We start from the raw sequence: 24,851 nt of genomic DNA on the forward strand, positions 1-24,851 counted from the left end.
GGAGTGCTGACGACGAATGAGGCTTAAACGGCTTTTGCCGAGTCAAAAACCGGTTCGAAACCGCCCCACATCATTCGCATTCCATCAAATGGCATTTCAGGAAATTCCTGGCCCTGCATATCGGCTTCCATAGCCTTGGCTGCGGCCTCACAGGTGGCTTTGTCCGGCCATGCGCACCAGCTGAAAACTGGCACTTCGCCGTCTTCCGCCAGACTGGCCCGATAGAAGTCTGTCTGTTTGCCATGCGGAACATCCGTTCCCCACGCCTCAACTATGCCGGTGCATCCGTGTGGCCGGAACATCGTTTCCCAGGCGTTTTTGGCCATATCGGTGTATGCCGCCTTGTTTTTTTCCGGCACCGCCAGCGCGAAACCCTGAACATAGCCAACGCCTTTGTCTGTGCCTTCCGCCAGAACCGGTTCGAAACCGCCAAAGATCATCCGGCTTCCATCAAACGGCATTTCAGGCATTTGCTGCATGGCCGGGTCGGTTTCCATTTTCTTCCACGCGGCATCCGCAGCAGATTTGCTGGGCCACTCAATCCACGAGAAGATAATGCTCTCTCCGTCTTTGGCGTTCACCGCACCATACAGATCGTTCACTTTGCCTTTTTGAACATCCACACCCCAGTTTTCAACCATCCGCTGGGCGCCGTAGGTTTGAAACAACTTCCACGCGGCCTGCGTATGCTCGATGAATTTTTGCCGGTTGTCTGTTGGCACCGCGGCTATAGTCCCGGTGTAATAGGTCATGGTTATTTCCTCTCCCGATTTTCCCTGTGAATCGTTTTTGGCAATGTGAACCTTGTAGTCCTAAAAAGAAACCGATAGTACGAAAATATGACGAGAAAAAGTGACGATATGCGCCTGCGCTATGACGAGGGATGTCTGGCAGTTCACGCACTGAACCAGATTGGTGACCGCTGGGCACTGCTGGTTGTGCGAGAATTGACGTTTGTGCCCAAGCGCTTCCAGATGCTGCGGCATGGTTTGCCGGGAATTACCGCCGGGGTGCTGACCGCGAGACTTGTGCAACTGCAGAAGGCGGGCGTTGTGGAGCATGATGAGCGTCTGGGCGTCTATTCCCTCAGCGAAGCCGGGCGCGGCCTGTTGCCGGTTCTGGAAGCGCTATGCCGGTGGGCATTGACCATTCCCGGGCATGACCCGTCTCGTTTCATCAGCCCCACGGCGTTGATGATCTCCATGGGTGTGAATCTGCAGCGCCAGCGCGTTCAGGAAGGTCAGTATCTTGCAGGCTTCGCCTTCGGCAAGGAAGCTTTCGAGGCTAGCATAGTTGATCATCAACTGGTTACGGTTGCTGTTGCCCGTCCAAAAGCTCCATTTGTTTTGAAAAGCAGTGGAAATGGCATGGCAGCCGCAGTTTACGGCCCCGTTCCACTGTCGTTGCAAATGGCACAGGGCACTGTCGGGGTTGAGGGCGATATTGCCGCCGCGCAAACATTTCTGGATCTGTTCCAGTTACTGCCGCAGCCTGCCTGAATTTTTCCGCCTCTTCGCCATTTCTGGTTCCAGCTGCTGCGACATTTCGTCAATCACTGGCGATAATGGTTTCCAATGAGCGAGGCAGCACCTATGACACTTACAAAAGGTATAGTTTTCAGATGTTCATCTGACATGTAAGCGTGTGGAGTAGCCAGCTTGATCAACTCGCGTTCCGGCCCCGGCGAAGGAGAGTTGGCTAAGCTCATTCAGGAGGTCGACTGGAGCAAATCACCAGTCGGGCCGCCGGCTGGCTGGCCAGCTTCACTTCGCTTCGCGGTGGACATGATTTTGCCCGCTCATTCCCGGATCGTTCTATTCTGGGGACCGGAGTTCGTCACATTTTACAATGACGCTTATGGACCGACAATTGGCGTCAAGCACCCTGGTGCATTGGGCCGCCCCGCCCGGGAAAACTGGTCGGAACGGTGGAATGATGATCTTGGCCCCTTGCTTGAAAAGGTGCGTGAAACTGGAGAGACGTTTTCCTGCAAGGGCCGTCCGTTTTACACCGAACGTCACGGCTATCCTGAAACTGTTTATTTTGATCTGTCCTATTCGGCCGTTCGTGATGAAGCGGGCGCCATTCAAGGCGTGCTCTGCCTTGTCAATGAAACGACAGAATGGGTGCTGGCTCAGGCAGCTCTGGAAGAAAATGAGCAGCAGTTGGCAGCAATCATTTCTCAAGCCTCTGGCGGCATCGCCGTTGCCGATCTTACAGGGCAAATGACCCTGGTGAACCGGCGCTTCTGTGAGATTGTCGGCTATTCAGAGGCGGAGTTGCTGCAAATGAACATGCAGGACATCACCTATGATGCCGATTTGCATGAAAACCAGATATTGTTCAGCCGGCTAATTGATGGGGAAGGCGATTTTTTCATTGAAAAGCGCTACGTCCGCAAAGATGGATCGCTGGTCTGGGTCGGAAACTCTGTCGGGCTTATCCGCGACGAGCAGGGCGTTCCTGAGAAGGCGCTTGCTGTTGTTGCGGATATCAGCGATCGAAAGCGTGCCGAGGATGAAGGGCGGCGTCTGGCTTCAATCATTTCATCATCGCAGGAAGCCATTCTGGCGACCGACCTTGAGATGATCATCACCAGTTGGAACACTGGAGCAGAAAAGCTTTATGGCTACGATGCAGAAGAGGTGATTGGCCAGAAACTCAGCATTCTGGTGCCCGCGGACCGCAGTGGCGAGGAAGCGGATACGATCGATTGCATGCGACGCGACGAATTTCTCGCACCTTTCGATACGCAGAGGGTGCGAAAAGACAACACCATAGTCGACGTTGCATTGACCGTTTCGCCAATCAAAGACGAACATGGAGTGGTCACAGGGGCATCGATAATTGCGCGCGATGTTACCGAGCGTAAGCATGCTGAACGTTTGCAGCGTGTTATTGCGCAGGAAATGCAGCACCGGGTTAAAAACATTTTTGCAACCGTGCAGGCAATTGCCCGGCAGACATTCAGCGGCAGTTCCGATGTTGCCGCTTCCATTCAGGCGTTCAATGGCCGCATAATGGCCATGACCAAGGCTCATGATCTTCTGCACAGTGAAACTTGGGATGGCGCGGACCTCTGGGCGGTTATTCGCCAGGCAACAGCACCTTATGATGCTGACCAGTTTGAAATTTCCGGGCCCAACGTTCGATTGTCGCCAAGGGCTGCGCTTGCCTTGTCACTGGCCCTGCATGAACTTGCCACCAATGCAGCCAAATACGGTGCTTTATCCGCATCGAGCGGCCGCGTTTCAATCGAATGGTCGATTGCAGAATATGCAGACCCGATCCTGCATTTCTGGTGGAAGGAAAGCGGCGGGCCGGAAGTGTTTCCACCGACCCGGCAGGGGTTTGGCTCCAAGCTTATTCAAAATGTGCTGGCGGCCGAGTTGCGTGGTGACGTGACCGTCTCCCATAATCGCGAAGGTCTTGAATTTGCTGTGACCGCTCCTCTGGAAATTTCCTGGGATAGCTGAAGCTTCTAGATCGGATGTCCGGTCCCGCAACTGCAAAACAGCGGGAACCTTACTGGCAAGGCAACATTAGATTCCTGAAGCCAGTCCGGAGAACGCTGATGTCTGATCGAGCAACATTTACACCCTATGATCAGCCGACCGGCGGATGGGGTTCGGTCAAATCTCTCGTCAAGCATTCCACCGAACAAAAGGCTTTGTCCACTCTGCCCGCGCTGGTGCGCGACCACAACAAGACCGGTGGTTACATGTGCACAAGTTGTGCCTGGGCCAAACCTGGCAAACCCCATATGGCAGAGTTTTGCGAAAATGGCGCAAAGGCGACTTTCTGGGACTTGACGTCAAACCGCACGGGACCAGAGTTTTTTGCCCGCCATACCGTGTCGGAGTTGCTGGGTTGGTCGGATTTTGACCTGGAAAATCAGGGTCGCCTCACGCACCCGATGCGATACGACCGGGCCACCGACAAATATGTCGAGGTTTCCTGGGACGCGGCCTTTGCAGATATTGGTGCCAGGCTGCAATCATACACTCCGGAAAGTGTCGTGTTTTACATGTCCGGACGCGCCAGTCTGGAAACATCGTTTATGTATCAATTGCTGGCGCGCCTGTATGGCAACAACAATCTGCCGGACAGCTCCAACATGTGCCACGAAACAACTTCGGTAGCCCTGCCGCAGAGCATCGGCACACCGGTTGGCACCGTGTTGCTGGAGCATTTTGCCCACACCGATTGCATTCTTTCGTTCGGGCAGAATGTTGGAACAAATGCCCCGCGTCTTTTGCACAGTCTTCAGGAAGTTCGCGAACGCGACGTACCAATCGTGGTTTTTAATCCGCTTCGCGAGCGAGGGTGGGAATCTTTCATCAGTCCGCAGCGTGTTGGTCAGATGCTGACCAATTCTCCTACACAGATTGCAACGCAATATTATCAACCGCGTGCCGGTGGCGATATTGCCGTGATGATGGGAATGGCTAAAGCCTTGTTTGCGTTCGATGATGAATCGAAGCGGGCCGGTTGCGAGCGCGTTCTGGATGTGGATTTCATAGAAGCACACACGCATGGATTTGATGAGTTTGAGCAGCAGGTTCGCGGCACCGACTGGCATGAAATTGCCCAGGCAGCTGGCCTGACCCGCGGCGCGTTGGAGGAAGCCGCGCTGACATATGCCAATGCCAGATCAGTGATCGCCATTTACGGCATGGGCCTGACCCAGCACAGGCTGGGCGTCGACAATGTGCAGATGCTGATCAACCTTCTGCTGATGCGCGGCAACATCGGCAGGCCGGGTGCTGGCATCTGCCCCGTACGCGGGCATTCCAATGTGCAGGGCCAGCGCACTGTCGGAATATCGGAAAAAGCGGAGCTTGTGCCGCTGGACGCAATGGCGGAACGGTATCAATTTGCGCCGCCACGCAAAGATGGCCTCAACACAGTCGAGGCTTGCGAGGAAATTCTGAACGGAAAAATCAGCGGGTTCATTGGCCTGGGCGGCAATTTTGTTCGCGCTGTGCCGGAAACCGAATTGATGGAAGCAGCATGGCGCGGGCTGGATCTTTCGGTGCAAGTTGCAACCAAGCTTAACCGCTCTCATCTTGTAACCGGCCATGCATCCTACATATTGCCGACACTTGTGCGGCCTGAAATTGATGTTCAGGCCTCGGGGCCTCAAATTGTGACGATTGAGGATTCCACAACCTGCATTCACGCCTCACACGGGGTGCACAAGCCGGCAAGCGAGCATCTGCTTTCAGAGCCACAAATTGTGGCGCGGCTTGCCATGGCTGCATTGAAGGCCAACCCAAAAGTACCCTGGTCAGAATGGGCTGGGAATTACGCGCTTGTCCGAGATGAAATTGCAGCGATATTTCCTGGGGACTTTGTGAATTTTAACAACAGGTTGAATGTGCCGGGCGGTTTCCCAAGGCAGATTCCCGCTCGCGAGCGGGTTTGGGAAACTGATACCGGAAAAGCGAATTTCAAGCTGCCAAGGGCGCTGCATGCCAGCTTCGATGCGGGTGACGAGCCGGATGTTCTTCGGCTGATGACCCTGCGCTCGAATGACCAGTTCAACACCACCATTTATGGCATGGCCGACAGGCTTCGTGGCATTCATGCATCTCGAATGGTCCTGATGATCAATGCCAATGACAGGCAGCGTTTGGGAATTGCGAAAGACGCCTCTGTGCGGCTTTGCGCTGCGGTGGATGACGGGATCGCCAGAAGCGTGGATGGCTTGCAGCTCATAGATTACGACATTCCGGAGGGAACGCTTGCCGGCTATTATCCGGAATGCAATGCGTTGATACCGCTCTGGCAGTTTGCCGATGAAAGCAAAACTCCGGCAGCAAAATCCGTTCCCGTCAAAATTGAAGCTTCATGAGCAAGAGCTGAAAGATGGATATGGCTTTGATCATAGGTTACCTCGCATCTGTCTGCTCGATGACAAGCTTCGTGCCGCAGGCGTGGAAGATTATCAAAACGGGCGATACCGAAGCCATTTCCAAACGGATGTACACCGTCACAGTCATTGGCTTTGCACTCTGGTCGGCTTTTGGATTCCTGCGTATGGAATGGCCAATCATTCTGACGAATGTCGTCTGTTTCTTTCTTTCCGGATTCATTTTGACGATGAAATGGCTGCCGAGGCGTAAGCGGGAAGCGGTTTCGGCAAAGCTTGACCCGGACAAATAGTCTTTTGCCCACCCGCGCTTATTCACGATTGCTTCAAGGTGCCCAACAAATTTGGAACCATTTGGCCCACCGGTCGTACCGGATAGTGAACAAACTTCAGGGCAATCATCAATGAGCAGCTACCCTTACGTAAAATATGCGCCGCCAACTTTCGCCGGTTCAGCGTATCGAATTATATCGGCCTTCCCAATTGCCGCCTTCAGCCTGACCATCGTCACCGATGTCGCCTATTGGCAGACCGCAAATCTTCTTTGGTTGCATTTTTCCGAATGGCTGCTCTTTGCCGGTATTATTTTCGGAGTATTGGCTGCGCTGGTGCGTGTTCTGGAAGCTTTCACTGGCGGAACGCGCCATAAGGCAGCGTATTACATAGCCGGTGCGGCTGTTCTGCTGCTCGCGCTGGTCAACAATTTTGTTCACACGGCCGACGGCATTACGGCCGTTATTCCTTATGGGCTGGCACTATCCATTCTCACGGCTGTCGCCATGTGCGCAGCTGGCCTTTTCGGCCGGATTGGAGGCCATTATGCGTAAGCTCAACGTTGCCGCGCTTCTGGCAGGTGCCTCATTTGTTGTTGTCGGATGCAGCGATTCCGACAATTTTGATATACGTCAGCAGATTGGGCCGGACCCGGTGCTTCCAGCACCCTCGCAGAGTTTGCTTCCCGACCTGAAAGTGGCTGAAGTTGTCGGCTGGCAGGAGGGGCAGACCCCGACCGTTCCGGAAGGGCTGGTCATTGCACCTTACGCTACCGATCTTGCCAATCCTCGCACTGTTCACACTCTGCCCAATGGCGATGTTCTGGTGGTGCAGTCCAAAGCGCCACCCGGCAAGCCGCTCAACCGCCCGAAGGATGTGGTGCGTGACTGGATCATGGCCATGGCGGCCGGGGACGGCGGCAACGAGAAGGAAACCAATCTCGTTACACTGTTGCGCGATACCGATCGCAATGGCGTGGTTGATGAACGCGTGGATCTATTGACCGGACTGACCTCTCCATTTGGCATCGCCTGGCATGATGGCACACTTTATGTTGCAGCAGCCGACGCCATCCTTTCCTATCCCTATGAACTGGGCGCAACTGAAATCACGGCAGAGCCGACAATATTGGCACCTCTGCCCGGTGGCCCTATCAATCACCATTGGACCAAAGATCTGGCTCTCAGCCCGGATGGCCGCTTTCTCTACGCTTCTGTTGGCTCCAATTCCAATGCGGGCGAAAGAGGACTTGAGGCGGAAAAGGGCAGGGCCGCAATCTGGCAGGTAGACCGTGAAACCGGCGCAGCCAAGGTGTTTGCTTCAGGATTGCGCAACCCGAATGGATTGAACATTCATCCTGAAACGGGCGAACTCTGGACCGTTGTCAACGAGCGGGACGAGCTGGGACCAAACCTTGTGCCTGACTACCTGACATCAGTGCAGGAAAACGGATTCTATGGCTGGCCATGGAGCTATTTCGGCCAGCATGTGGATGAGCGGGTTTACCCGCCGCGACCTGATCTTGTGGAAACGGCCATTGCGCCTGACTATGCCTTGTCCAGCCACGTGGCCGCATTGGGTCTGGCTTTTACGAATGATTCCGCAATGCCGGAAGAATTTGCGCAAGGCGCGTTTGTGGGCAATCGCGGAAGCTGGAACCGCAACACGTTCAACGGCTACAAGGTTCTCTACATACCGTTCGTTGATGGAAAGCCCGCTGGCGAAGCCCAGGATGTTGTGACCGGATTTCTGGAGAGCGATGAAGCCCGTGGCCGTCCTGTAGGTTTGGCGATGGACGGTACAGGTGCGCTGCTGATTGCCGATGATGCAGGAAATACAGTCTGGCGTGTGGCGGCGGCAGATGGAACTGTTACGCCTGAACCATTTTCAACAGACAGGGTTGTGCAGGATACTGTGGGGCAGGGGCAGGTAACGCAACCTGCAGGGCCTGCCGCTGATGGTGTATCTCCAGTGGAACCGCCACAGACGGACATTGCGCCTGCAATATCACCGGAGGATGGTGCCGCCCCGCCGCAAGAGGCGGAGTAGCCTTTCCTACTTCGCGCTGTTCAACCAGCGTCTTACGATGGCCTCGTCAGGATCGAGGCCATCGGGCACCGATTTCAGTCGGGAACGAATGCCCTTGATTTTGTCGTGCAGCGTGTCATCCAGCCAGGCATTCACCGCATCCGGGTGCACATAGCAACGACGGCACACACTGCGTGTATTTCGCAACTGGGCTGCCACATGATCAATCACTGCATTGAGGGCAATGGTCTGACCCCGCTTGGTTTCGGGAAGCGGTTCTTGCGCAAAAGCCAAAGTGGCCAACACAGTGGCGCCCCATGTTCTGAAATGTTTTGAACTGAAGGCAGGTCCGATAGCCTGTTGAATATACTCATTCACATCATGCGAATTGATTTTGCGGCGTGAACCGTCTGTATCAATATATTGAAACAGATTTTGCCCGGGCAGATCCTGAATGGCCCGCACGACATTTGCAATGCGACGATCTGAGAGTTTCAGGTTCCACTGCTTGCCGGATTTGCCTTTAAACGCAAAGCGCAAGGCGGATCCTTCAATTTCCAGATGGCGATTGCGAAGCGTTGTCAGGCCAAAACTGGCGTTTTCGCGGCGGTAGGTATCATTTCCAATGCGGATAAGCGTGTTGTCCAAGAGCCATATTACCGAGGCAATCACCCGCTCTCGCGGCAAGCCATGCCGCCTGAGGTCGGCATCCACCTGCTGACGCAGTTTGGGCAGCTCATTGGAAAAAGCCGCAAGGCTGGAGAATTTGGCTGCATCTCGGCATTGGGTCCAGGATGGATGATAACGGTATTGCTTGCGGCCTTTCTGGTCCCGTCCGGTTGCCTGGATATGTCCGGTGGTGTCGATGCACATCCAGACATCCTGCCATGCGGGCGGAATAACCAGCGCCTTCAGGCGAGCCACGGTTACCTTATCAGAAACGCGCTTTCCATCGCTGTCGTAATAGGCAAAACCTGTTCCGGATTTTCGCCGGGTAAATCCCGCTTCACTGTCATTGACGTAAACAAGCTCAGCCTCCTGCGCTGATACTGTTGCGGCGGCCCGCACTCTTGGGAGCTCAATGACGTCCATGTCCAGCGCCTTTTCAAAGAAAGTCAGCCTATTCAAACGGTGGAGCTGGAATGGCGTTCCCGGCGCATTGAAAAATCCTGAAATCGAAGGCCGGGCGCCGAAGTCGTTCGGCACAACCGCTATTCTTTTCTGATGACGCAGTTGAGAAGATCAAGGACGGCACAATTACCAATTACATCTACGATCCCTCAACTGCCAGCCTGGTGTACCAGGGCACTGATGCGGCATAACAGCCGATCAGTGTCCCAGAACCTTTTGCATGGCGTCAGGGCGGTCATGCACGGCGAGCTTGTCCATGATTGTTGCACTTGCATCATTCATGCCGATCAGCTCAACGTCCACGCCCGTTTTTCGAAATTTCAACACTGCCTGATCGATGGCGTTTACGCCGGTCAAATCCCAGATATGTGATTGGCTGACATCGATAATGACCTTCTGCAGCGGCTCGGTAAAATTGGACGCGGCCAGAAACTCATCGGCTGAAGCGAAGAAAATTTGCCCCTCAACGCGGTAATGGCGCTGTGTGCCGTCGCTCGAAAGGCTCGAACCAACCCGAAAGATCTGCGCGACCTTCCATGCAAAAAACACTCCGGACAACAGAACGCCTATGCCAACGCCGAGCGCCAGATTGTGCGTGAAAACCATGGTGATCACCGTTGCAAGCATGACGATGCTGGAACGGCGAGGGTGGTGACCAAGGTCGGCCAATGACGACCAGCGGAATGTGCCGATTGATACCATGATCATGATGGCAACGAGCGCTGGCATGGCGATCAGCCCCACAATATCCCCCAACACCATCAACAGAAACAGGAGGAAAGCCCCGGCAGTGAATGTGGACAAGCGCGTGCGTCCGCCCGACCTGACATTGATGCCGGACTGGCCGATCATCGCGCAGCCCGCCATGCCGCCGAAAAAACCACTGGCGATATTGGCGATGCCCTGACCAATGCTTTCACGATTTTTGTCGCTGGTTGTATCCGTCATCTGATCGACAATGGAAGCTGTCAGCAGGCTTTCCAGGAGGCCCACAGCGGCAACAGCGACAGATGTTGGCAAAATGATCCAAAGCGTTTCCAGATTCAACGGAATGTCTGGAAACAGCAGCACTGGCAGCGCATCCGGCAACTCGCCAAGATCCGCAACAGTGCGCACGTCTATGCCGAACGCAATTGACAATCCGGTCAGCAGCAGAATGCAGATAAGAGGCGACGGCACAGCCTTGGTCAATTTGGGAAACAGGTAGATGATGGCAAGGCCAGCGGCAATCAGCACATATGTCTGCCACGTCACTCCGATCAACTCGGGCAATTGTGCCATGAAGATCAGAATGGCGAGTGCGTTGACGAAGCCTGTCATCACCGAACGCGAGATGAACCGCATGACATAGCCGACGCGCAAATAGCCAGCAGCGATCTGGATCACCCCGGCAAGAATGGTTGCTGCCAGAAGATATTGCAGACCATGCTCACGCACCAAAGTGCCAAACAGCACGGCGGTTGCCGCCGTTGCCGCAGAGATCATCGCTGGTCTGCCGCCGGCAAAGGAAATGACAATGGCAATGACCACAGAGGCATAGAGCCCGACGCGTGGATCAACACCCGCAATGATGGAAAAGCCAATGGCTTCGGGAATAAGGGCCAGTGCGACAACAATACCGGCCAGGATATCGGCACGGACATTGGAGAACCAGTTGCGACGCAGGTATTCAGTTGGAAACATTGACTCACAATACAACCCACGCGGCCAGCAGAAGTGTGCCGAGCTTATTCTGTATGGGTTTTAATTTGAGTGTCCGGCGGATCGGCGGCCGGAAGAGCCACCCGGAATTGCACCGGGTCCAGGGTTGATAGAGTGCCATTGCCACAACCGCTCACTGCTTGCAAGCTGAAGCGAGTGTGCCAAAAGTGTTGATCGACCGTCTATGCAAATGGCGGATGGCTCACAAAAACACTTGAAATGAGCGGCGCAGGGGATGTTGCGAGGTTTTGCCTGCGGGTTTATCGGACGCGTTCAACGAGGGGTGATTTCCAGGTGCCATCAATGAGCGAAGCCTGTGGCAGATAATAACGCAAAGCCAGCATAAACGGACCCTCGGGTGCAGGCAGCCAGTTGCTTTGTAGATCTGCTCCGGGCGACTCCGCTTGAATGTAGATCGTGACTCCGCCGTCGGCATCCTTTTTCAGCTCAGGCAGCATCGGCGAATTGATCAGATAGCGGTCGATCGCGTTGGCGACCAGAAACTGTTCCGGCAGCTTGTACATGGTAAGCGACCAGAACGCATTCACCGGTGGAAATTCGCCTCCTGCAAAGCGTAAGCGGTACTGGCCGGTAGAACCGTCCAGTCGCTGATTGTCAGAATCCTTTTCATAAAGCGGGTAAATTGCCTCTTCTTTGGAATTGGCGCCGATGCCGACCTGAGTGCCGACGGCGCGCCGTATATAATCATTTTCCAAGAACGATCGGGTGCCAAAAAGGTCGTCGACATTGCCGCCGAGGCTCTCTCGTCTCTCATCAATCTGTTTCTGACCATCCGCCATTCCGGCTTTCAACGCATCCTGCAGTTCTGGCGAAAGCTGTGCGAAATCGAACGGCTCGCCCGCCACGATACCAATCCGTTCAAAACGTTTTCGTAGGTCAGTTTCTGTGGGGTGCACCGGCTCCGCGAACTGAAGTGCAAATGCAAGAACGTTGAAAAACTCGGGTGACAGCTCTTGAGGCGATGGGTTAACAGGCTTCACCCAGTCAATAACAGGTGCCGCTGGTGGGGTGGGCGTCTGCAAAAATTCAGAAAGCGGACGAATCTGATACTTTTTCTGAATGGCAATGACATTGTCCAGATCGGCGGGATTGAAAAGCTGCGTGCGGCCCACAATGTTCACGAACGACGTTTCGGCCTTGAACACCCTCTCAATGCCATCTGGCATTTCCCCGTCCCAATCCGGTCCGGCAAACAGATAGTTGCCACCAGAATTTCCCGTTGCCCGAGTGCCCAGATAATCGAAATTGAATGTGTAAATATCCATCATCTGGAACACAAAATAGCGCTCTTTTTCGATAGCCGGCACCGTTAGAACGATTGGCTCTGCACGCAGATCCAGCCCGATAAAGGTATAGGGCGTGTCGGAGTTCGGGGTAACAAAGGCGGTGTCTTCAGGGGTGAAAACGCGTGCAATGTTCAGGAGTGAGTTGAACGGTCCCTTATATTGGGAATTGTTCCTGTCCACCGAGAAAGCGTACATTGTAGCGTAGCTAGTGACGATCGGCACACCGTAAACATAGGCATCACGAGCGATTTCCCGCGTTTCTTCAACTGTCGCATCAGGTTGCCCAGAATTGGCCTTCGGTGATGCCAGCAAACAGGCTGAAAGCATCATCAGAGTGAAAAGTGTGCTGCGAAATCTCACCGATTGCCCCCTTATGGTTCCACTGACGGCCACGCTTTGTGGCGTGTGGAAATTCATGACGACCCACGCATCTGTTCTTCGACAGGTCCCCGCAGGTTTGCTAAGAATTCAGTTCAGCCCCGCCGCACAATTTTTGGTGGTACCCAACGTCCGTCGCGGGCATCAGCCTTCGGCAGATATAGCCGCATAACAGCGTAGAATTTGCCGGCCGGAGCGGGAAGCCAGTTGGACTCTAGTTCGGGACCCGGGCTTTCATGCTGGAGATACAAGGTGATCCGGCCCGTATCATCCTTCTTCAAACCAGAAAGCATGGATGAATTTATCAGGTAACGATCCATCTCATTGGCAACCAGAAATTGGCTGGGTTGATCGTACATGGTTATTGACCAGAATGCGTCCACCGGTGGGAGCATGTTCGCATCAAAGGATAGACTGTATCTGTCGCGGGTTGCATCCAACAGAGTTCGATCGTCATTAAAGACGTACATGACATAGAGCGCTTCCTCCAGGCTGTTGCCATATATGCCACCCTGCGCGGCAGAGGCGCGGACCATATACTGTCCCTTCATCTGCTCAGGGGAACCGAATGCCTTTGAGGAATCCACAATCTGCGCGGCAGTGTTTCTGATCTCGTCATACGTCGTTACAGCGCCTGCTTTCATCTGCGAGACCGTGTCCGCAGGCAGTTTTTGAGGCGGCCAGTCTTCGCCGGCGACAACGCCCAAATTGGTCAGGATTTCCCGTTGCGCTTCATCGCCTTCATATGGCGGTGCAAACTGCAGGAGGAATGCGGCCAGTTGCCAGTAGTTTGACGCCATCAATTCTTCCGATATTGGTGGCCAGTCAACGGCTTTCGGCGCGGGCGGAGCTTCGGTCCCGGCATATTCGGACAGAAGCTGTGCCCTGTATCCCTCTTGTATTTTCTTGACCTCATTCAAATCGTCAGGAGAGAAAAGCTGCGTACGCACAATGCCAATACCGAGCTCGGTGGGCATTTCGATCACCCGTTTGATGCCCTGAGGAACAACACCGTCCCAGCCCGGGCCTGTGATGAGGAAATCGCCACCTTTATTGCCATCCAGCCGTGTACCCGGATAGTCGACATTGTTTGTATAGAGATCAACCAGCTGCAGGGAGTAATAGCGGTCATCTTCAATCGCCGGCATGGTAACCACCACTGGCTCGGCGCGCAGATCAAAAACGATGAAGGAGTATGGAGTATCGGAATTCGGCGTGATGATTGCCGTGTCCTCAGGCGTGTAGACCCTTGCAATGCTGACCAAGCTGTTGAGCGGGCCTTTATATTGGGCGCCACCCGGTTCCAGGGCATACTGATACATCGTCAGATAATTCTTCACCATCGGGTAGGTGTAGATGTATCCCTCACGGATTTGCGCCTGAATGTCCTGCTGCGCAAGAGCAGGCAAAACAGGCAGTACGACAGCAGTTACAGCCATCGACAAAAAACTGCGGCGTTTCATTCAACATCCTCCGCACGACACAACTACAGGTTCTAATGTACCTGATTATATGCTTTAGACATTAATCGAAAGATGTTTGATAGCTAGATTGAATTTCTCAGCTACGGCAACTCTGAGCGGCCGAAATGCGTTGTTAGGACGGGCCACAAAAAAAACCCAATAGCTAGAGTAATCAAGTTAGTGAATGAATTCATCGGGCACTCACCGCAATTTCTCTATGGGTCGGCTGGTAATGGCGCTTGATAGTGCAAATTCTGAGAGAGCACCTGCGCTATGACCGCTCGGGGCTTTTTGTTTGAAACGGCCGGACGTTCGAAGACCCGATGAGCTTTCTCGATGTGCTTCCCAGGTTGGATTTTCTGACAATTTACGTCATGATCGCTGTGATCGGCATCGCTCTCAGTGCGGTTTGGGGGGCTGTCTGCTGGCAGCATCGCAGCTTCATTTCAGCGCGCGTCTGGTTTGTCGGTTGCATAGCGCAGGCTGCCGGCGGTCTTTTGTTGCCGTTTCAAATCGGCAACCTTGCCGCCCCGGTCGCCTCACTTGCATTTGGCCTTATCGTGTTCGGGTTCTGGTTGCTTTGGTCCGGAGTGAGAGGCTTTTACGGTCGTGATCTGCGTATAAAGACTGCCGTTGGCGCAAGCGCACTTTGTTCACTTCTGACCGTAATTCTCTTCGACAACAAAGAGCATCTCGCAATTTTATATGCAGCCGGGCAAATCGTTCCGCAGGTTGCTCTGTTGCGGCTTTTTCTGAAAACAAGAGGCCGCTCAATCGGTGCACTTATCGGTTGTGCAGGTCTGTTCATCGGCCTCACCAGCCACGTCATCGTGGTGGTGATGAACATCGTTATTCTTGCAGGGTCAGGTCCGGTGCCCGATTGGTTTGCGCTTGCGGCTCTGACAATGGTCGGCGCTGTCATGTGTGGCCTTCTGCTTAATTTTGGCCTGGCAGTGATGACCATCGACCATTTGCGGGAAGAGCTGGCCATTCTGGCCAATACGGAATCGTTGACCGGCCTTTTGAACCGCCGGGGGTTTGAGGATAATGCCAAGGGCGCGCTGATGCTCGCTGCTGGTCCTGCATCTATGGTGTTGTGTGACCTCGACCACTTTAAATCTGTTAATGATCGCTTCGGTCATACGGCCGGAGACACGGTTCTGCGAGAGTTCAGCGAGATTTTGCGATCGCATCTGCGCTCTGTTGACATCTGCGGGCGTGTCGGCGGCGAAGAGTTTGCTATTTTGTTCCCAGGGTTGAGTTTGTCTGAAGCGCGAAAGCGCGTGGGTGATTTGCGCAAACGCCTGAACCAGACGGAGTTTAAATCCAGAGGTGAGGTTTTCTCAGTTACAGCCAGCTTTGGCATTTCTGAAAGACTGAAGGGTGAGCCTTACGAAGTGTTGTTCAGCCGCACAGACCGTCTTTTATATGCCGCGAAGGACAGCGGGCGAGACCGGATTTTCAGCGGTATAGCTGGATTGTCGCAAACCGTGAATGGCCCAGAGGATGAGATTCGAACCCACGATACCGTCACCAGTTTGCTCCCTTAATAGGGGGAGAAGATCGTTATTTCTCAGGATCACCGCGCTTCATTCTGCCCATTCTCGAAAATCCCACCCGAAATTCACGGCATGAAATGCAAATGCCGGGGTTCCAAGTTTGGTGCATCTCTGCCACTCGCGAGATTCCATTCTCCTTCACCTTATGGAATTTGCAAATCCTTGGTTTGAGCGTGGAACCAAGTTGCCTAAGTGTGGCGACAGACGTGAGGCGCTATCAGACCTGCATCCAAGCCGGCTGCCGTTACTGCTAAACCAAACGGCTTAGCTCTATGGCCAGTGCCTTCGCTTTGCCTCGAAAAGCCCGGGCCATCGACGCCTATTGTTGGCAAAGTTGACATGACGGTGATTACGCGCGGAGCAACCATTTCGGCATGCTCTCCTGGCGGGAGGGAACTGGCGCAGATTACGATCTGCAAATTGCTGAAGATTTGCTGCCCAACTGGTTCAGCTCTCCGGTGGATATACGACGGACCAAATATGCTTATGCGCATATCGGCCAGCTGCACAGCGATCAGGGTCGCAAATCTGGCCTGATGTACGTAGCGCTACATGAGACGTCAGCCGCGCCAGATGCTTACGCCGCAGGCCGAGGTTGGTTATCGGGCAGATCCGCAACGGTGATTCCATACAGCATGGGTGCAGGAGAGGATTATCGCTCAACCCTGCAGCCAGAAATGTTGCTGCGAATGATAACGTGAAGGCTGCCTGATCGGGGTGCCAAGCCCCATCCTGTCTACCCGGCCTGGCGATTGCGAGCGTCTTCCATCTTCTGCTTGAACGCTTCGGTTTTGCGTTTCTTCTCCATCTTGCGATAGAGCCACATGCCATCTGCTTGACGTCCGCAGCTTGGGCAGAAATGGGCGCGAGACGTTTGGCTCATCAAAAACCATGGAATTAGCCAGAGCCCGAATGTGAAAACTGTTAGCAATAAATGGAGTATGTGGTTGGGGGTGTTGCGTTCCGCGAGAACAATCTTGTCCTCATGCCTGCAATACATTTGCTCTTTTCTAACGCCCACTGAATGCTCCTACAATTATTGGCAGGAAAGAAACATCATATAGATGAATTGTCTAGTGGTCGCGTGCTTATGAGTGCCAATGATATGAAATTTAAACATTCATAAGAATGTGAGGTTTAAATTGAAAGGATGTATGGTTGTCGCGTTGGTACTTAGGCAGACGAAATCACGGTCTTCGGCTTTAAAACTGGCGCGCATGTTAGCTACCGCCCGTCGTGTGAGGAGACGGACACATCCGGGTTCTATTTCCGCAGTGAACCTCCTAGGCCTCACCCAGCCTTCACTACCTATGTTCTATGGGCGCACGACGCCACGGCAGTGACAATTATGAGTGTCAAAGACTAATCTCATTGGACAAAGCGAAGGCTTTCCAAGCGCTTCCAGGAAAGCGCCCAATTAAATTTAAATGGGCGCTGTTTTTAGCTTTTACAAATTTCCCCACCTCAGTGCGCATGTTCCTGCAAATTCTGCTTCGCTCGGCACTCTTAATACAGAGGTAGTGGTGGGGGAAAGCCTGCTTAAAGGCCTGAAATGGCGGAGAGGATGGGATTCGAACCCACGATACCGTCACCGGTATACTCCCTTAGCAGGGGAGAGAAAATCCCTATTTCTCAGGCTCTCAGGGCCTCATTCCCCCAATTCTCCCCCAGTTCTCGAAAATCCCATCCAGAATTCAACGCGTCCAATGCAAGGGACGGTGTGCCAAGCTTGGTGTATCGCTGCCACTCTCCCGACTTCCAGCCGCCTTCATCTTGCAACCTTCGAACATCCTTGGTCTGAGCGTAAAACCATGTCGCCCAGGTGTGACGGCAGACGTGCGGGGTTATCGTGTTCTCGTCCAGCCCCGCATCCTTCACAGCCTGTGCAAATGGTTTGGCTATCTGACCACCACCAGCATTTCGCATTGAAAAACCCATCCCATCGTGACGCCTGAAAAGAGGCCCATCCACACCGACTGTGGGCAGCGTGGATAGCGCGGCGATAACGCGGGGAATTAACGAAATCCTGCGCTCCTCGCCATTCTTTGTGTTTCGAAGAATTGCGTACTTGTGGTCGAGTGATACGTCACGAGAATCCAGAGAAAGTGCTTCACCGGTTCGGCAGCCCTGACCGAAGAGCATTGTCACGAGCGCAGGAAGAAAAGCGTTCGCGTTTTTGCTGATCGAAATAATGATGGCATCGGCTTGAGCTGGGGTAGTAAACACTGTTCTTTTCCTATCGCCAGTTGGAGATTTGATGCGAGGGGCGACACATAGGTCATCCTCTGCGGCGCAGTTCAGAATGGCCTTCACAGGCGTGTATAATTGCCGTCGGATTGTCGCTGGTGACCTACCGGGGTAGAGCGCATTTGCTGCTCGGCGCATTTCTGCGTTCGTCACTTCCGATACCAGTTTGTCAGCAAAATGCCGTCGAACAGGTTTCAGAAAACGCGCGTTCGGATGTTGCCTCTCATACAGATCCAGCGCCTGAATGAACGTTAACTCGGCTTGTTGATCATACGTATCGGCGCATAACTCCGCGATGATGCCGGGGAGCGAGGCTTTAGCGTCGGCAAGCTTTTCGCATTTTGTGCTGATTTCAACCCTGCGACCGCCGACCGTGCCGCGGGCATACCAGTACGGGCTTTTCGGACGTTTTTTAAGTTCGAGCATTTTGGCTCCATTATTCTGTCGAGGTCTTCCGGAAGAAAAAACATCTCTCTCCCAACCTCTCTGTACGCCCCGATCTCCCTTGCTTTTCGCCTCAAAGCGCGCTCGGAAATACGGACACCCGCCATCAACAGCTTTTCCACAGCAGCGGCAGGAGAAATTACGCGTTCAAGCTGCGCGCTCATGCTCACCCTCCTTTCCCTCGCATTGCCAGTGCGATCACCGAAGCCGCATGCCCAATGCACAAAATCAACATAACTGTTCCGGCAAACGTCCAGAACGATGAGAAGATGAATTCAAGGATGGTCATCGTTTGGCCTCCACGTCACGCCAAGTCGGCATTGCCCTTTGAAGCCGCGATCTATGTGGCTCAGGGCAAACTGCCCATCCAATGCGCGATATGAGCTTGAACAGTTTCCAGCGGATTGCGGTCATTCCCCGTCCTCCTGCTTGCGCAGGGCAGCTATGGCGACCTGACGTATTCGCTCATAGTTTGCCTGACCGGGGCCGCTTCCCAGATTGCCTTCAGCAATATTTCGCAGGGCAATCCTTATCCGTTCAGCATCGACCGGGGCGGGGTGTCCAAAGTCCTTGAGCGCAAAATCACGTTCTGCCTCTTTGGCAACATCAAAGGCTTTGAGTAGCCATTGCGGTTCGGGATGCCAATCAGTGGAACCGAACCAAACGGTTATCGGCACGATGGAGCGGGCGTCTGTTTCGCCGCGCCAGTTGGTATAAGTCAGCGTCACCGCCTGCCCGGTATCGGCTGCGGGCTCCGCATCCATCTTCGGGTCACTCCAACCAAAATCGTAATCAAGCGCTCCCATAATAGAGTGACACCGCGCTTCCCAAGACCTGTGTGTCTCGGACATGGCCTGCACAGCATTTTCGATACGGTCTTTCAGAGTAGCTTCATTGTCGGTATCGGCAGCGGGCTCATCGCTATCAGCGTGGGATCGAATGCGTTCGGCGATCTGAATTGATGCCGTTTCCAGAAGACCGGAATAGTCGCCCCAATCCTCGAATGTTAATGCCACCTTTGCCGCTTCCTCGAAAGCATCACGGCGGGCAGTCGATAGGGCGTTCAGAACAGTGCGGATATCCTCGCGGTCCTCAAACGTCGTGGCATGGAAGAAGGACGGATTGCGCAGTAGTAACACCACCCGCTCAACGGCTTGTTTCAGTTCAACCGTCATTGTGATTTCCTCGCGACGTGCCGAGCCTTGCGCGCAGCCTTGGACTTGTCCCGGCGCTTGCGTTTGGCTGTCTTCATAGGTTTTGGGGTGTCTCGGATGGTTTGGTGCTGGCTAAACCGACCAGTGGCATGCGGTTTGAGCCCCAGAGCCATAAAGACGGCTAAATCTACGTCTTCCTCTATCCTCAGAGGTTCATCCGTCATGGTCGGTTCCTTTCAGAAGGGCGCGGGCTTTTAAAAATCTGTTGGCATCAACGTGGTTTCCGGGCGGATTACCGCTGATCAATGCTAGCTCTGCGGCTTCTGCAAATGGATGAAGCCCCGCCTCCAACTCTGCATTGCGGGCTTCCAGTGCTTCAATGCGGTCGGCTGCTTCGATGCGCGTGTCATATGTTGGATCAGCCACCCAATCCCCAAAATCGCGCCGCAGCCGCTGTTTCAGGTCATCACTCACCGCCAATGGCTTTGTGTCTGTGGTCATGCGACGTTCCTTTCCAGAAGCTCGGCTTCCTTGCACATCCGGACCCAATCGCCCCATTGCTCTGCAATTGCCTCGGCATGCCCAGGCGTGAATTTGGATCGCGCCATGCGTCGTTCCTCCGGGTCTGCGGTGGGTGCCATCTGATGAACTTCGTCGCGTGCCGTGGAACCATCCAATGTCCCCGTGGGGCCCAGCTTCGGTAGGCCACCTTTAAGCCGCCAAGCTGTTGCTTTTTTCACGTTGTCCGGGCCGTTTTCATCGTGGCCAAACCACCAAGGTTGGACGATCTGATCAGGCTTGCCGATCATGAGCTGCGCATATCCCAGCATCACCGGGTTTTCCCATGCGGCAAAGCGTACAGGGCAGTTCTGCATGTGATGCCAGAACGCCCATGCATGCCGACCCATCTCAAGCCAGCGATCCTCGTTCAGGCCACCGTTCTTGCTCATGTTCAGGTACAGATGCTTTGCGCCGGAATTGGCCAAGAATGTGCATGTGCGATGGAAGATGGCCAAATCCCAGCCATCGCCCTCTATGTCAGACCAGTCGCCCTGATGATGAGGACCGCCGACCTTTGATGGCGAGAAATCACACGACACAGCGTAGTGTCCTCGCGCGATAAATGCATCGCGCACAACGCCGTTGTGCTCACCGCCAATAAGAACGCGCAGCCCCGTCATTTGCAGCCACATGCAGGCTTGGCTTTCGCCTTCCGCACCTTCTTTTTCGCAGGGGCTTTCTTGACGGCAACCGGCTTCAATGACGCTTCGTAAGCGGCCAGCTCCTGATAACGCCCAGCCCGCGCAAGATCGCAGCGGACACCTTTGAGCATCAACGTGGCGTGTGCTTCCCGGATACTGCATTGTGTGTAGAGCAAGGCTCTATCATTTCCGATGGAAATAATATTTCGGACCACCTGTCCTGACTTGTAACCCGCAGTAGGAAGTGCAAATCCGACTGCACCAAAGGGCGTTCCGAGCGATACCGCATTCGTGTCGCCATTGCCGCTGATGGACGGCGCGACAACCGTGACGTTTTTCGACGTGACATTGACGCCTCCGTTGTTGGCCGATGCGGCAGCATTGCCTCCGGTCGCATTGGCTGTCGCATTCTGCTGCTGGGTCTGTCCTTGGGTTTGAGCCTGCGCCTGGTGCTGTGACTGCTGGTTCGTGCTGAACCATTTCTGCACCAGTGTTTGCTTGGGCTGCTCGACAGGTTTGGATGGTGTCTCTGCCAGAGCAGGGGATGCCAGCACGATGCCGGTAAGGATGATCGCGAGCTTCATGACCGGCCCTCAGCTTTTGCGATGGCGGCAAGCATCTGCTCTTGCAGCCCGTCGAATTGCGAATATTGGGTGCCGGAAAAATCCATGACGCTATCAATGCGCTTGAGGACTTCCAGCAGATCAGGCGCTGCGGCAATCAGCTGGGCGTTTGCAACAGCTTCTCTCTGGCTTGTTGCATTATCCCACTCGTATGGCCATTGCCCGCCTGTCCGTACGACTGTTTTGTCGGTTTCGTTGACGGCGGATATTGACAAAGGCCAGCCAGTCCATTGACCGCCACTATCGTCAATGAACACGGACCAAGGTCCAGGCGTGTGCTTTGCCTGTGTCATGGCTTTGCTCCTGTTCGAGCTGGACGGTTGTTGAAGCCAGCCAGACCGCAGAGAAATGCGACGGCGGCGAATTCGAGCGGGATGAAAAGGAGGCATGCGGTAATCATGGTTGCGTCTCCCTTGATGTCTTCACGTAGCGGCCACGGCCCCAGTCAAATTTGAAGCCTTCCGGCTTGCTGAGGGCAGATTTCTTGTCTGTTTGGAACCCGTCGAATTTCGCTTCGAGGCGCTTGGCGCGGGCAATGTCGGCAACGTCTTTCTTCGTTTTGGGCGCATGGCAGCAGGCTTGACCAAGCAGCTTGCCGTCGTCCGGCTTGAGCGGCTTGCTCTTGTCTCTATGCATGGCATCCGGAATCGTGTGGTCGATCTGGTACGGTTTCTTTTTGAGCACGAGGCCACAGCCTTCGCAGACGACAAAGCCGTCGGCATTCCTTGCTCGATCCACGATCTTGGCCCGAACTTCTCTGGTGAACTCGCGGCGGGTCATTGCTTCACCGCCAGTTCGCGGCATGACCGGCGAAGATCCTGTTCCCATCCGCTCCAGAATATCGCTGCGCGTAGATCCTCGTGCGTGTGCGCTTGGATAATGCTGTGCAAGATGCCGCGATGAGGTGATGTCCGGGGCAGGGCGTCACGACGATGCTTGATGGCCGTAATCATCGTGCGCGCTCCTGATCTTCGCTGAAGATCACGCCTTGCTCTGAGAACACCCGATAGATGCCTTCAATGTAAGCCGTCTTCTGCGCTGTGTTCATGAGGCGCGTTACCGGAAAATCGATAGGTTCTGCCATCATCTCAAGCTTGCGCTCGTAGGGCATTGGTTTGATCAAGCGGTCGTATTTTTCGGCGAACAGTTCGCTTCCTGCCCGCAGGATCGGCACGCCGATTGTCAGCTTGCAGAGAGCACGCACTTCCTCATGGGTTTGATCCGTCTGAGCGGCTATCTCGTTGAGCAATCGGCGCTGAAGCCTGTTCTGCTCAACGCTGCGGCGCTTGCCTTTGACGACCTCGGCTGTGAATGGCAGCGGTCGGCTGGCAATGAGCGCGGTTAGAGCATCGCGCTGGATTTCGTTGGTTATAACTCGTGTGGTCATCACCCGGCCTCCAGCGTGCTTGCCTTGGGCAGGGATTTCCTCAGGTCACGAGCCGTGTTCAGAACACGGTTACGGCTCACCTCATCGAGGTCTTCGATCTCAGATTTTTGCTTCATCCACCATTTCTCGAGTGCCAATTGATCCGGCGAGATTTTCATCGCCTCAATCATGGTGTCGGCAATTACAGCATTGCGGTCATTGACCCGGGCCGTGGGTTTTGGCCGCTGCTGATTACGGTCGATAGCGCTCTCCGCATCATCATCCAGCGGTGGCAGTCCTAGGGCGGCCATCAGGGAATAGCGCAGGCCGTAGGTCATCGCTGATCCCGCACCCTGTGGATCACGCTTGGACATTGGCACATGCATGGTGGACTGCATCCACTCACCGCTTTCGGCGTGCGTCAGGCGTGTCGTTACCTCAATGCAGCCATCGACCACGATGCCAGGTGCTTGATTGAAGACTATGCCGTTTTCCTGAAGGTGTGGGCGCGCAGCCTCCACCACGGCCTCAAGCGAGGCATAGCTGTTCTTAAAATGCGGGTTTTTGCTGTCTTTATGGACGCCCTCGACTTTGCCTTGAAAGGCCAGCAGGGAAGTCATCAGTTTATTGATTGTTGGGCTTGTGACGATGCTCATCAGACAACACTCCGATGCTCATGCACTTCGACACCAGGAATGGAGCGCGTCCCCGCATCCACCTTGCGCTGGGCCAAAGTGCGGAAAAACTGCGACAGTTCTTCGTGATGGTTTTTCCAGCAGAAGCGGGCGAACTCCGTCATATCGACAACTTCAGCGACATAGCTGGTACGCAGAGATGTGGCGCGGCTTCCACCCTTGGCCTGGGCCTTGTCGTTCGCGGCTCGACGCGCAGCGGTTTCCGCCTGCTGTGCATCACGCAGGAGGCGTTCGGCTTCCTCACGTTGTGCCAGATCAGCTTCACGGCTGGCGCGAATAGCTGCCTCAGCTTCTTCGCGCTTTCGATCAGCCACAATGCGCGCAACCTCAGCGATGGCCCGCTTTTCATCATCCAGCTTCTTCAGATATGGAGCGAGCGCCTTTTTGCAGGCGTCTAGAGCCATCGGGCCTTTGCCGGTGACGCTTTTCGTCTCGCCGATCAGCTCATTGTAACGAGCCTGAATTTTGCTCTTGGCATCATCCAGCGGCTTCACTTCTTCCTTGCGACGGTTATCCGCTGCCTTGATGGCTTTGCGGATTTCGTCCATGAGCTTTGACACCTGCTCAGCAACGGCATGCTCAACGATGTCGTCGCCGTCCAGCCAGTGCTTGGCTTCCTCGTACAGCGCTTCAATCTCGTCACGGGAAATCTCAAAAGGTGTTGCCTCTGGAGGATTGTTGTGATGCCGCATATCAATGGCTTCCGACATGACGGGCCTCCATTTCATCCATGAATTGCTTGATGAGTTGACGCGCTCTGGCATGGCCGTGTTCTGCAATCAGGTCGGCTATCGCAGCACGAGCGGTAAACTCGGTGTATCCGGCGTAATCAGGAGCGACGATTGTCGGCTCTGGCATGATGGTGCTGGCTCGATGCGTCATTCCGCAGCCTCCAGCAGATCGTAGCCGAGGCGCATGTCACGCTCTTGGTCTGGGTCTTCCCAGTTGCGGGCTTCCTCTTGAAGCTTGTCCATGATCCAGTCGGACGTGGCAGGCTTCAGGCAGTGCTCCCAGAGACAGTCATCCAAGTGGTGCTCAAGATTGACCGAATGGCCGTTGCGGGCGTTCTCGATCCTTTGCAGTGAAACAACCCGTTGCTTGCCGGATGCCTTGCTCGTTTCAATGAAGGCTTCTCCAATGTCGAAGTTGCCTGCTTCCTCGAGGTAGAATGTCACCGTCGCATTGAAATAGGCGTCGATTTCATAGCCATTGAGGATGATAGGGATATCCTCGACATACAGCTCAACATGGGGTTGATTTATCCAAGAGGGGATCATTTCTGCACCTCTGCGTAGGATGAATTGAAGGATTGACGGGACTCCAGGACGTAATCGCTGCCGAGCTGTGCGAAGACGTATCCCGCACCTATGAACAGAGCGATTGTCAGGAGTTCCAAGATTGGTTT

General features: G+C 54.4%; 26 protein-coding genes, 1 tRNA gene and 1 other annotated feature. Of the genes, 8 read left to right on the forward strand and 19 right to left on the reverse strand.

The window, feature by feature from the left end; genetic code table 11:
• Window positions 1-23: 23 nt before the first annotated feature.
• Window positions 24-752 carry a DUF1428 domain-containing protein gene (locus FPY71_RS18650; protein ID WP_149299076.1) on the reverse strand — a complete coding sequence of 243 codons (729 nt, stop codon included), beginning with the start codon at window positions 750-752 and terminating at the stop codon, window positions 24-26.
• An 87-nt stretch (window positions 753-839) separates the two neighbouring features.
• Here FPY71_RS18650 and FPY71_RS06975 point away from each other — a divergent pair, with 87 nt between their 5' ends.
• The 6 genes from FPY71_RS06975 to FPY71_RS07000 all read left to right on the forward strand — a co-directional run bounded on the left by FPY71_RS06975 (window position 840) and on the right by FPY71_RS07000 (window position 8,197).
• The gene (locus tag FPY71_RS06975; protein ID WP_149299078.1) at window positions 840-1,499 is read left to right on the forward strand and encodes a winged helix-turn-helix transcriptional regulator; all 660 of its coding nucleotides are present in this window, start codon (window positions 840-842) and stop codon (window positions 1,497-1,499) included.
• 159 nt (window positions 1,500-1,658) lie between these two features.
• The gene (locus FPY71_RS06980; protein ID WP_246160184.1) at window positions 1,659-3,476 is read left to right on the forward strand and encodes a PAS domain-containing sensor histidine kinase; all 1,818 of its coding nucleotides are present in this window, start codon (window positions 1,659-1,661) and stop codon (window positions 3,474-3,476) included.
• Between the two features lie 98 nt (window positions 3,477-3,574).
• Complete coding sequence (locus FPY71_RS06985; protein WP_149299080.1) at window positions 3,575-5,857, forward strand: FdhF/YdeP family oxidoreductase; 2,283 nt, start codon at window positions 3,575-3,577, stop codon at window positions 5,855-5,857.
• A 20-nt stretch (window positions 5,858-5,877) separates the two neighbouring features.
• Window positions 5,878-6,168: a SemiSWEET family sugar transporter gene (locus tag FPY71_RS06990; protein ID WP_246160185.1), complete on the forward strand. Its 291-nt coding sequence runs from the start codon at window positions 5,878-5,880 to the stop codon at window positions 6,166-6,168.
• A gap of 111 nt (window positions 6,169-6,279) precedes the next feature.
• Window positions 6,280-6,702, forward strand: a complete 423-nt coding sequence (locus FPY71_RS06995) for a DUF2231 domain-containing protein (protein WP_149299084.1) — start codon at window positions 6,280-6,282, stop codon at window positions 6,700-6,702.
• Entirely contained in the window at window positions 6,695-8,197 is a 1,503-nt protein-coding gene (locus tag FPY71_RS07000) for a PQQ-dependent sugar dehydrogenase (protein WP_149299086.1), read from the forward strand. The genes FPY71_RS06995 and FPY71_RS07000 overlap by 8 nt, the downstream gene beginning before the upstream one ends.
• Before the next feature lie 6 nt (window positions 8,198-8,203).
• Here FPY71_RS07000 and FPY71_RS07005 read toward each other — a convergent pair whose 3' ends face one another.
• From FPY71_RS07005 to FPY71_RS07020, 4 genes are all read right to left on the reverse strand, one after another.
• A complete protein-coding gene (locus tag FPY71_RS07005) occupies window positions 8,204-9,268 on the reverse strand; it encodes a DNA topoisomerase IB (RefSeq protein ID WP_149299087.1) in 1,065 nt (354 codons plus the stop codon).
• Window positions 9,269-9,505: 237 nt separating this feature from the next.
• Window positions 9,506-10,990: a SulP family inorganic anion transporter gene (locus FPY71_RS07010; protein WP_149299089.1), complete on the reverse strand. Its 1,485-nt coding sequence runs from the start codon at window positions 10,988-10,990 to the stop codon at window positions 9,506-9,508.
• Between the two features lie 67 nt (window positions 10,991-11,057).
• Window positions 11,058-11,113, reverse strand: a sequence feature (sul1 is cis-regulatory element that is thought to sense ions involved in sulfur or methionine metabolism; They are found in Alphaproteobacteria).
• A gap of 155 nt (window positions 11,114-11,268) precedes the next feature.
• A complete protein-coding gene (locus tag FPY71_RS07015; protein WP_246160186.1) occupies window positions 11,269-12,675 on the reverse strand; it encodes a DUF1254 domain-containing protein in 1,407 nt (468 codons plus the stop codon).
• A gap of 113 nt (window positions 12,676-12,788) precedes the next feature.
• Window positions 12,789-14,156, reverse strand: a complete 1,368-nt coding sequence (locus FPY71_RS07020) for a DUF1254 domain-containing protein (protein ID WP_149299091.1) — start codon at window positions 14,154-14,156, stop codon at window positions 12,789-12,791.
• A gap of 323 nt (window positions 14,157-14,479) precedes the next feature.
• Here FPY71_RS07020 and FPY71_RS07025 point away from each other — a divergent pair, with 323 nt between their 5' ends.
• Both FPY71_RS07025 and FPY71_RS18570 read left to right on the forward strand, forming a co-directional pair.
• Complete coding sequence (locus FPY71_RS07025; protein ID WP_149299093.1) at window positions 14,480-15,706, forward strand: GGDEF domain-containing protein; 1,227 nt, start codon at window positions 14,480-14,482, stop codon at window positions 15,704-15,706.
• Window positions 15,707-16,089: 383 nt separating this feature from the next.
• The gene (locus FPY71_RS18570) at window positions 16,090-16,416 is read left to right on the forward strand and encodes a hypothetical protein (RefSeq protein WP_210246252.1); all 327 of its coding nucleotides are present in this window, start codon (window positions 16,090-16,092) and stop codon (window positions 16,414-16,416) included.
• Window positions 16,417-16,451: 35 nt separating this feature from the next.
• Here FPY71_RS18570 and FPY71_RS07035 read toward each other — a convergent pair whose 3' ends face one another.
• From FPY71_RS07035 to FPY71_RS07100, 14 genes are all read right to left on the reverse strand, one after another.
• Entirely contained in the window at window positions 16,452-16,736 is a 285-nt protein-coding gene (locus FPY71_RS07035; protein ID WP_149299095.1) for an LITAF-like zinc ribbon domain-containing protein, read from the reverse strand.
• A gap of 532 nt (window positions 16,737-17,268) precedes the next feature.
• Window positions 17,269-17,383, reverse strand: a tRNA-OTHER gene (locus tag FPY71_RS07040).
• Window positions 17,348-18,388 carry a tyrosine-type recombinase/integrase gene (locus tag FPY71_RS07045; protein ID WP_149299097.1) on the reverse strand — a complete coding sequence of 347 codons (1,041 nt, stop codon included), beginning with the start codon at window positions 18,386-18,388 and terminating at the stop codon, window positions 17,348-17,350. Before FPY71_RS07045 ends, FPY71_RS07040 begins: the two co-directional genes overlap by 36 nt.
• A gap of 428 nt (window positions 18,389-18,816) precedes the next feature.
• Window positions 18,817-19,581, reverse strand: a complete 765-nt coding sequence (locus FPY71_RS18575; RefSeq protein WP_210246253.1) for a hypothetical protein — start codon at window positions 19,579-19,581, stop codon at window positions 18,817-18,819.
• Window positions 19,582-19,773: 192 nt separating this feature from the next.
• Window positions 19,774-20,061, reverse strand: a complete 288-nt coding sequence (locus tag FPY71_RS07055; RefSeq protein WP_149299099.1) for a hypothetical protein — start codon at window positions 20,059-20,061, stop codon at window positions 19,774-19,776.
• Window positions 20,058-20,741, reverse strand: a complete 684-nt coding sequence (locus FPY71_RS07060; RefSeq protein WP_210246254.1) for a hypothetical protein — start codon at window positions 20,739-20,741, stop codon at window positions 20,058-20,060. Before FPY71_RS07060 ends, FPY71_RS07055 begins: the two co-directional genes overlap by 4 nt.
• Window positions 20,738-21,346, reverse strand: a complete 609-nt coding sequence (locus FPY71_RS07065) for a hypothetical protein (RefSeq protein ID WP_149299101.1) — start codon at window positions 21,344-21,346, stop codon at window positions 20,738-20,740. Before FPY71_RS07065 ends, FPY71_RS07060 begins: the two co-directional genes overlap by 4 nt.
• Window positions 21,343-21,678, reverse strand: coding sequence for a hypothetical protein (locus FPY71_RS07070; RefSeq protein WP_149299103.1), 336 nt, complete (start codon window positions 21,676-21,678; stop codon window positions 21,343-21,345). Before FPY71_RS07070 ends, FPY71_RS07065 begins: the two co-directional genes overlap by 4 nt.
• A gap of 103 nt (window positions 21,679-21,781) precedes the next feature.
• Window positions 21,782-22,165 (reverse strand): hypothetical protein, encoded by a 384-nt coding sequence (locus tag FPY71_RS07075; protein ID WP_149299105.1) that lies wholly within the window; start codon window positions 22,163-22,165, stop codon window positions 21,782-21,784.
• A 169-nt stretch (window positions 22,166-22,334) separates the two neighbouring features.
• On the reverse strand, window positions 22,335-22,772 hold the full coding sequence (locus FPY71_RS07080) for a hypothetical protein (protein ID WP_149299107.1): 438 nt from the start codon (window positions 22,770-22,772) through the stop codon (window positions 22,335-22,337).
• A complete protein-coding gene (locus tag FPY71_RS07085; protein WP_149299109.1) occupies window positions 22,772-23,407 on the reverse strand; it encodes an ERF family protein in 636 nt (211 codons plus the stop codon). Before FPY71_RS07085 ends, FPY71_RS07080 begins: the two co-directional genes overlap by 1 nt.
• On the reverse strand, window positions 23,407-24,156 hold the full coding sequence (locus FPY71_RS07090; RefSeq protein WP_149299111.1) for a hypothetical protein: 750 nt from the start codon (window positions 24,154-24,156) through the stop codon (window positions 23,407-23,409). Before FPY71_RS07090 ends, FPY71_RS07085 begins: the two co-directional genes overlap by 1 nt.
• The gene (locus FPY71_RS07095) at window positions 24,140-24,328 is read right to left on the reverse strand and encodes a hypothetical protein (protein WP_149299113.1); all 189 of its coding nucleotides are present in this window, start codon (window positions 24,326-24,328) and stop codon (window positions 24,140-24,142) included. The genes FPY71_RS07090 and FPY71_RS07095 overlap by 17 nt, the downstream gene beginning before the upstream one ends.
• On the reverse strand, window positions 24,325-24,723 hold the full coding sequence (locus FPY71_RS07100; protein ID WP_149299115.1) for a hypothetical protein: 399 nt from the start codon (window positions 24,721-24,723) through the stop codon (window positions 24,325-24,327). The genes FPY71_RS07095 and FPY71_RS07100 overlap by 4 nt, the downstream gene beginning before the upstream one ends.
• Window positions 24,724-24,851 lie beyond the last annotated feature (128 nt).

This window comes from Aureimonas fodinaquatilis (genome assembly GCF_008369445.1).
In the GTDB taxonomy this organism is placed as follows: domain Bacteria; phylum Pseudomonadota; class Alphaproteobacteria; order Rhizobiales; family Rhizobiaceae; genus Aureimonas; species Aureimonas fodinaquatilis.

Coding starts and splice junctions, on each gene's coding strand:
- FPY71_RS07090 (WP_149299111.1), bottom strand. CDS start 24,156: ATGTCGGAAGCCATTGATATGCGGCATCACAACAATCCTCCAGAGGCA.
- FPY71_RS07080 (WP_149299107.1), bottom strand. CDS start 22,772: ATGACCACACGAGTTATAACCAACGAAATCCAGCGCGATGCTCTAACC.
- FPY71_RS07010 (WP_149299089.1), bottom strand. CDS start 10,990: ATGTTTCCAACTGAATACCTGCGTCGCAACTGGTTCTCCAATGTCCGT.
- FPY71_RS07070 (WP_149299103.1), bottom strand. CDS start 21,678: ATGACACAGGCAAAGCACACGCCTGGACCTTGGTCCGTGTTCATTGAC.
- FPY71_RS06990 (WP_246160185.1), top strand. CDS start 5,878: ATGGCTTTGATCATAGGTTACCTCGCATCTGTCTGCTCGATGACAAGC.
- FPY71_RS07000 (WP_149299086.1), top strand. CDS start 6,695: ATGCGTAAGCTCAACGTTGCCGCGCTTCTGGCAGGTGCCTCATTTGTT.
- FPY71_RS18650 (WP_149299076.1), bottom strand. CDS start 752: ATGACCTATTACACCGGGACTATAGCCGCGGTGCCAACAGACAACCGG.
- FPY71_RS07055 (WP_149299099.1), bottom strand. CDS start 20,061: ATGACCACAGACACAAAGCCATTGGCGGTGAGTGATGACCTGAAACAG.
- FPY71_RS07065 (WP_149299101.1), bottom strand. CDS start 21,346: ATGAAGCTCGCGATCATCCTTACCGGCATCGTGCTGGCATCCCCTGCT.
- FPY71_RS07085 (WP_149299109.1), bottom strand. CDS start 23,407: ATGAGCATCGTCACAAGCCCAACAATCAATAAACTGATGACTTCCCTG.
- FPY71_RS07045 (WP_149299097.1), bottom strand. CDS start 18,388: ATGCTCGAACTTAAAAAACGTCCGAAAAGCCCGTACTGGTATGCCCGC.
- FPY71_RS07075 (WP_149299105.1), bottom strand. CDS start 22,165: ATGACCCGCCGCGAGTTCACCAGAGAAGTTCGGGCCAAGATCGTGGAT.
- FPY71_RS07100 (WP_149299115.1), bottom strand. CDS start 24,723: ATGATCCCCTCTTGGATAAATCAACCCCATGTTGAGCTGTATGTCGAG.
- FPY71_RS07005 (WP_149299087.1), bottom strand. CDS start 9,268: ATGGACGTCATTGAGCTCCCAAGAGTGCGGGCCGCCGCAACAGTATCA.
- FPY71_RS07025 (WP_149299093.1), top strand. CDS start 14,480: ATGAGCTTTCTCGATGTGCTTCCCAGGTTGGATTTTCTGACAATTTAC.
- FPY71_RS18570 (WP_210246252.1), top strand. CDS start 16,090: ATGCTCTCCTGGCGGGAGGGAACTGGCGCAGATTACGATCTGCAAATT.
- FPY71_RS06995 (WP_149299084.1), top strand. CDS start 6,280: ATGAGCAGCTACCCTTACGTAAAATATGCGCCGCCAACTTTCGCCGGT.
- FPY71_RS18575 (WP_210246253.1), bottom strand. CDS start 19,581: ATGACGGTTGAACTGAAACAAGCCGTTGAGCGGGTGGTGTTACTACTG.
- FPY71_RS06985 (WP_149299080.1), top strand. CDS start 3,575: ATGTCTGATCGAGCAACATTTACACCCTATGATCAGCCGACCGGCGGA.
- FPY71_RS07020 (WP_149299091.1), bottom strand. CDS start 14,156: ATGAAACGCCGCAGTTTTTTGTCGATGGCTGTAACTGCTGTCGTACTG.
- FPY71_RS07095 (WP_149299113.1), bottom strand. CDS start 24,328: ATGACGCATCGAGCCAGCACCATCATGCCAGAGCCGACAATCGTCGCT.
- FPY71_RS07060 (WP_210246254.1), bottom strand. CDS start 20,741: ATGACGGGGCTGCGCGTTCTTATTGGCGGTGAGCACAACGGCGTTGTG.
- FPY71_RS06975 (WP_149299078.1), top strand. CDS start 840: ATGACGAGAAAAAGTGACGATATGCGCCTGCGCTATGACGAGGGATGT.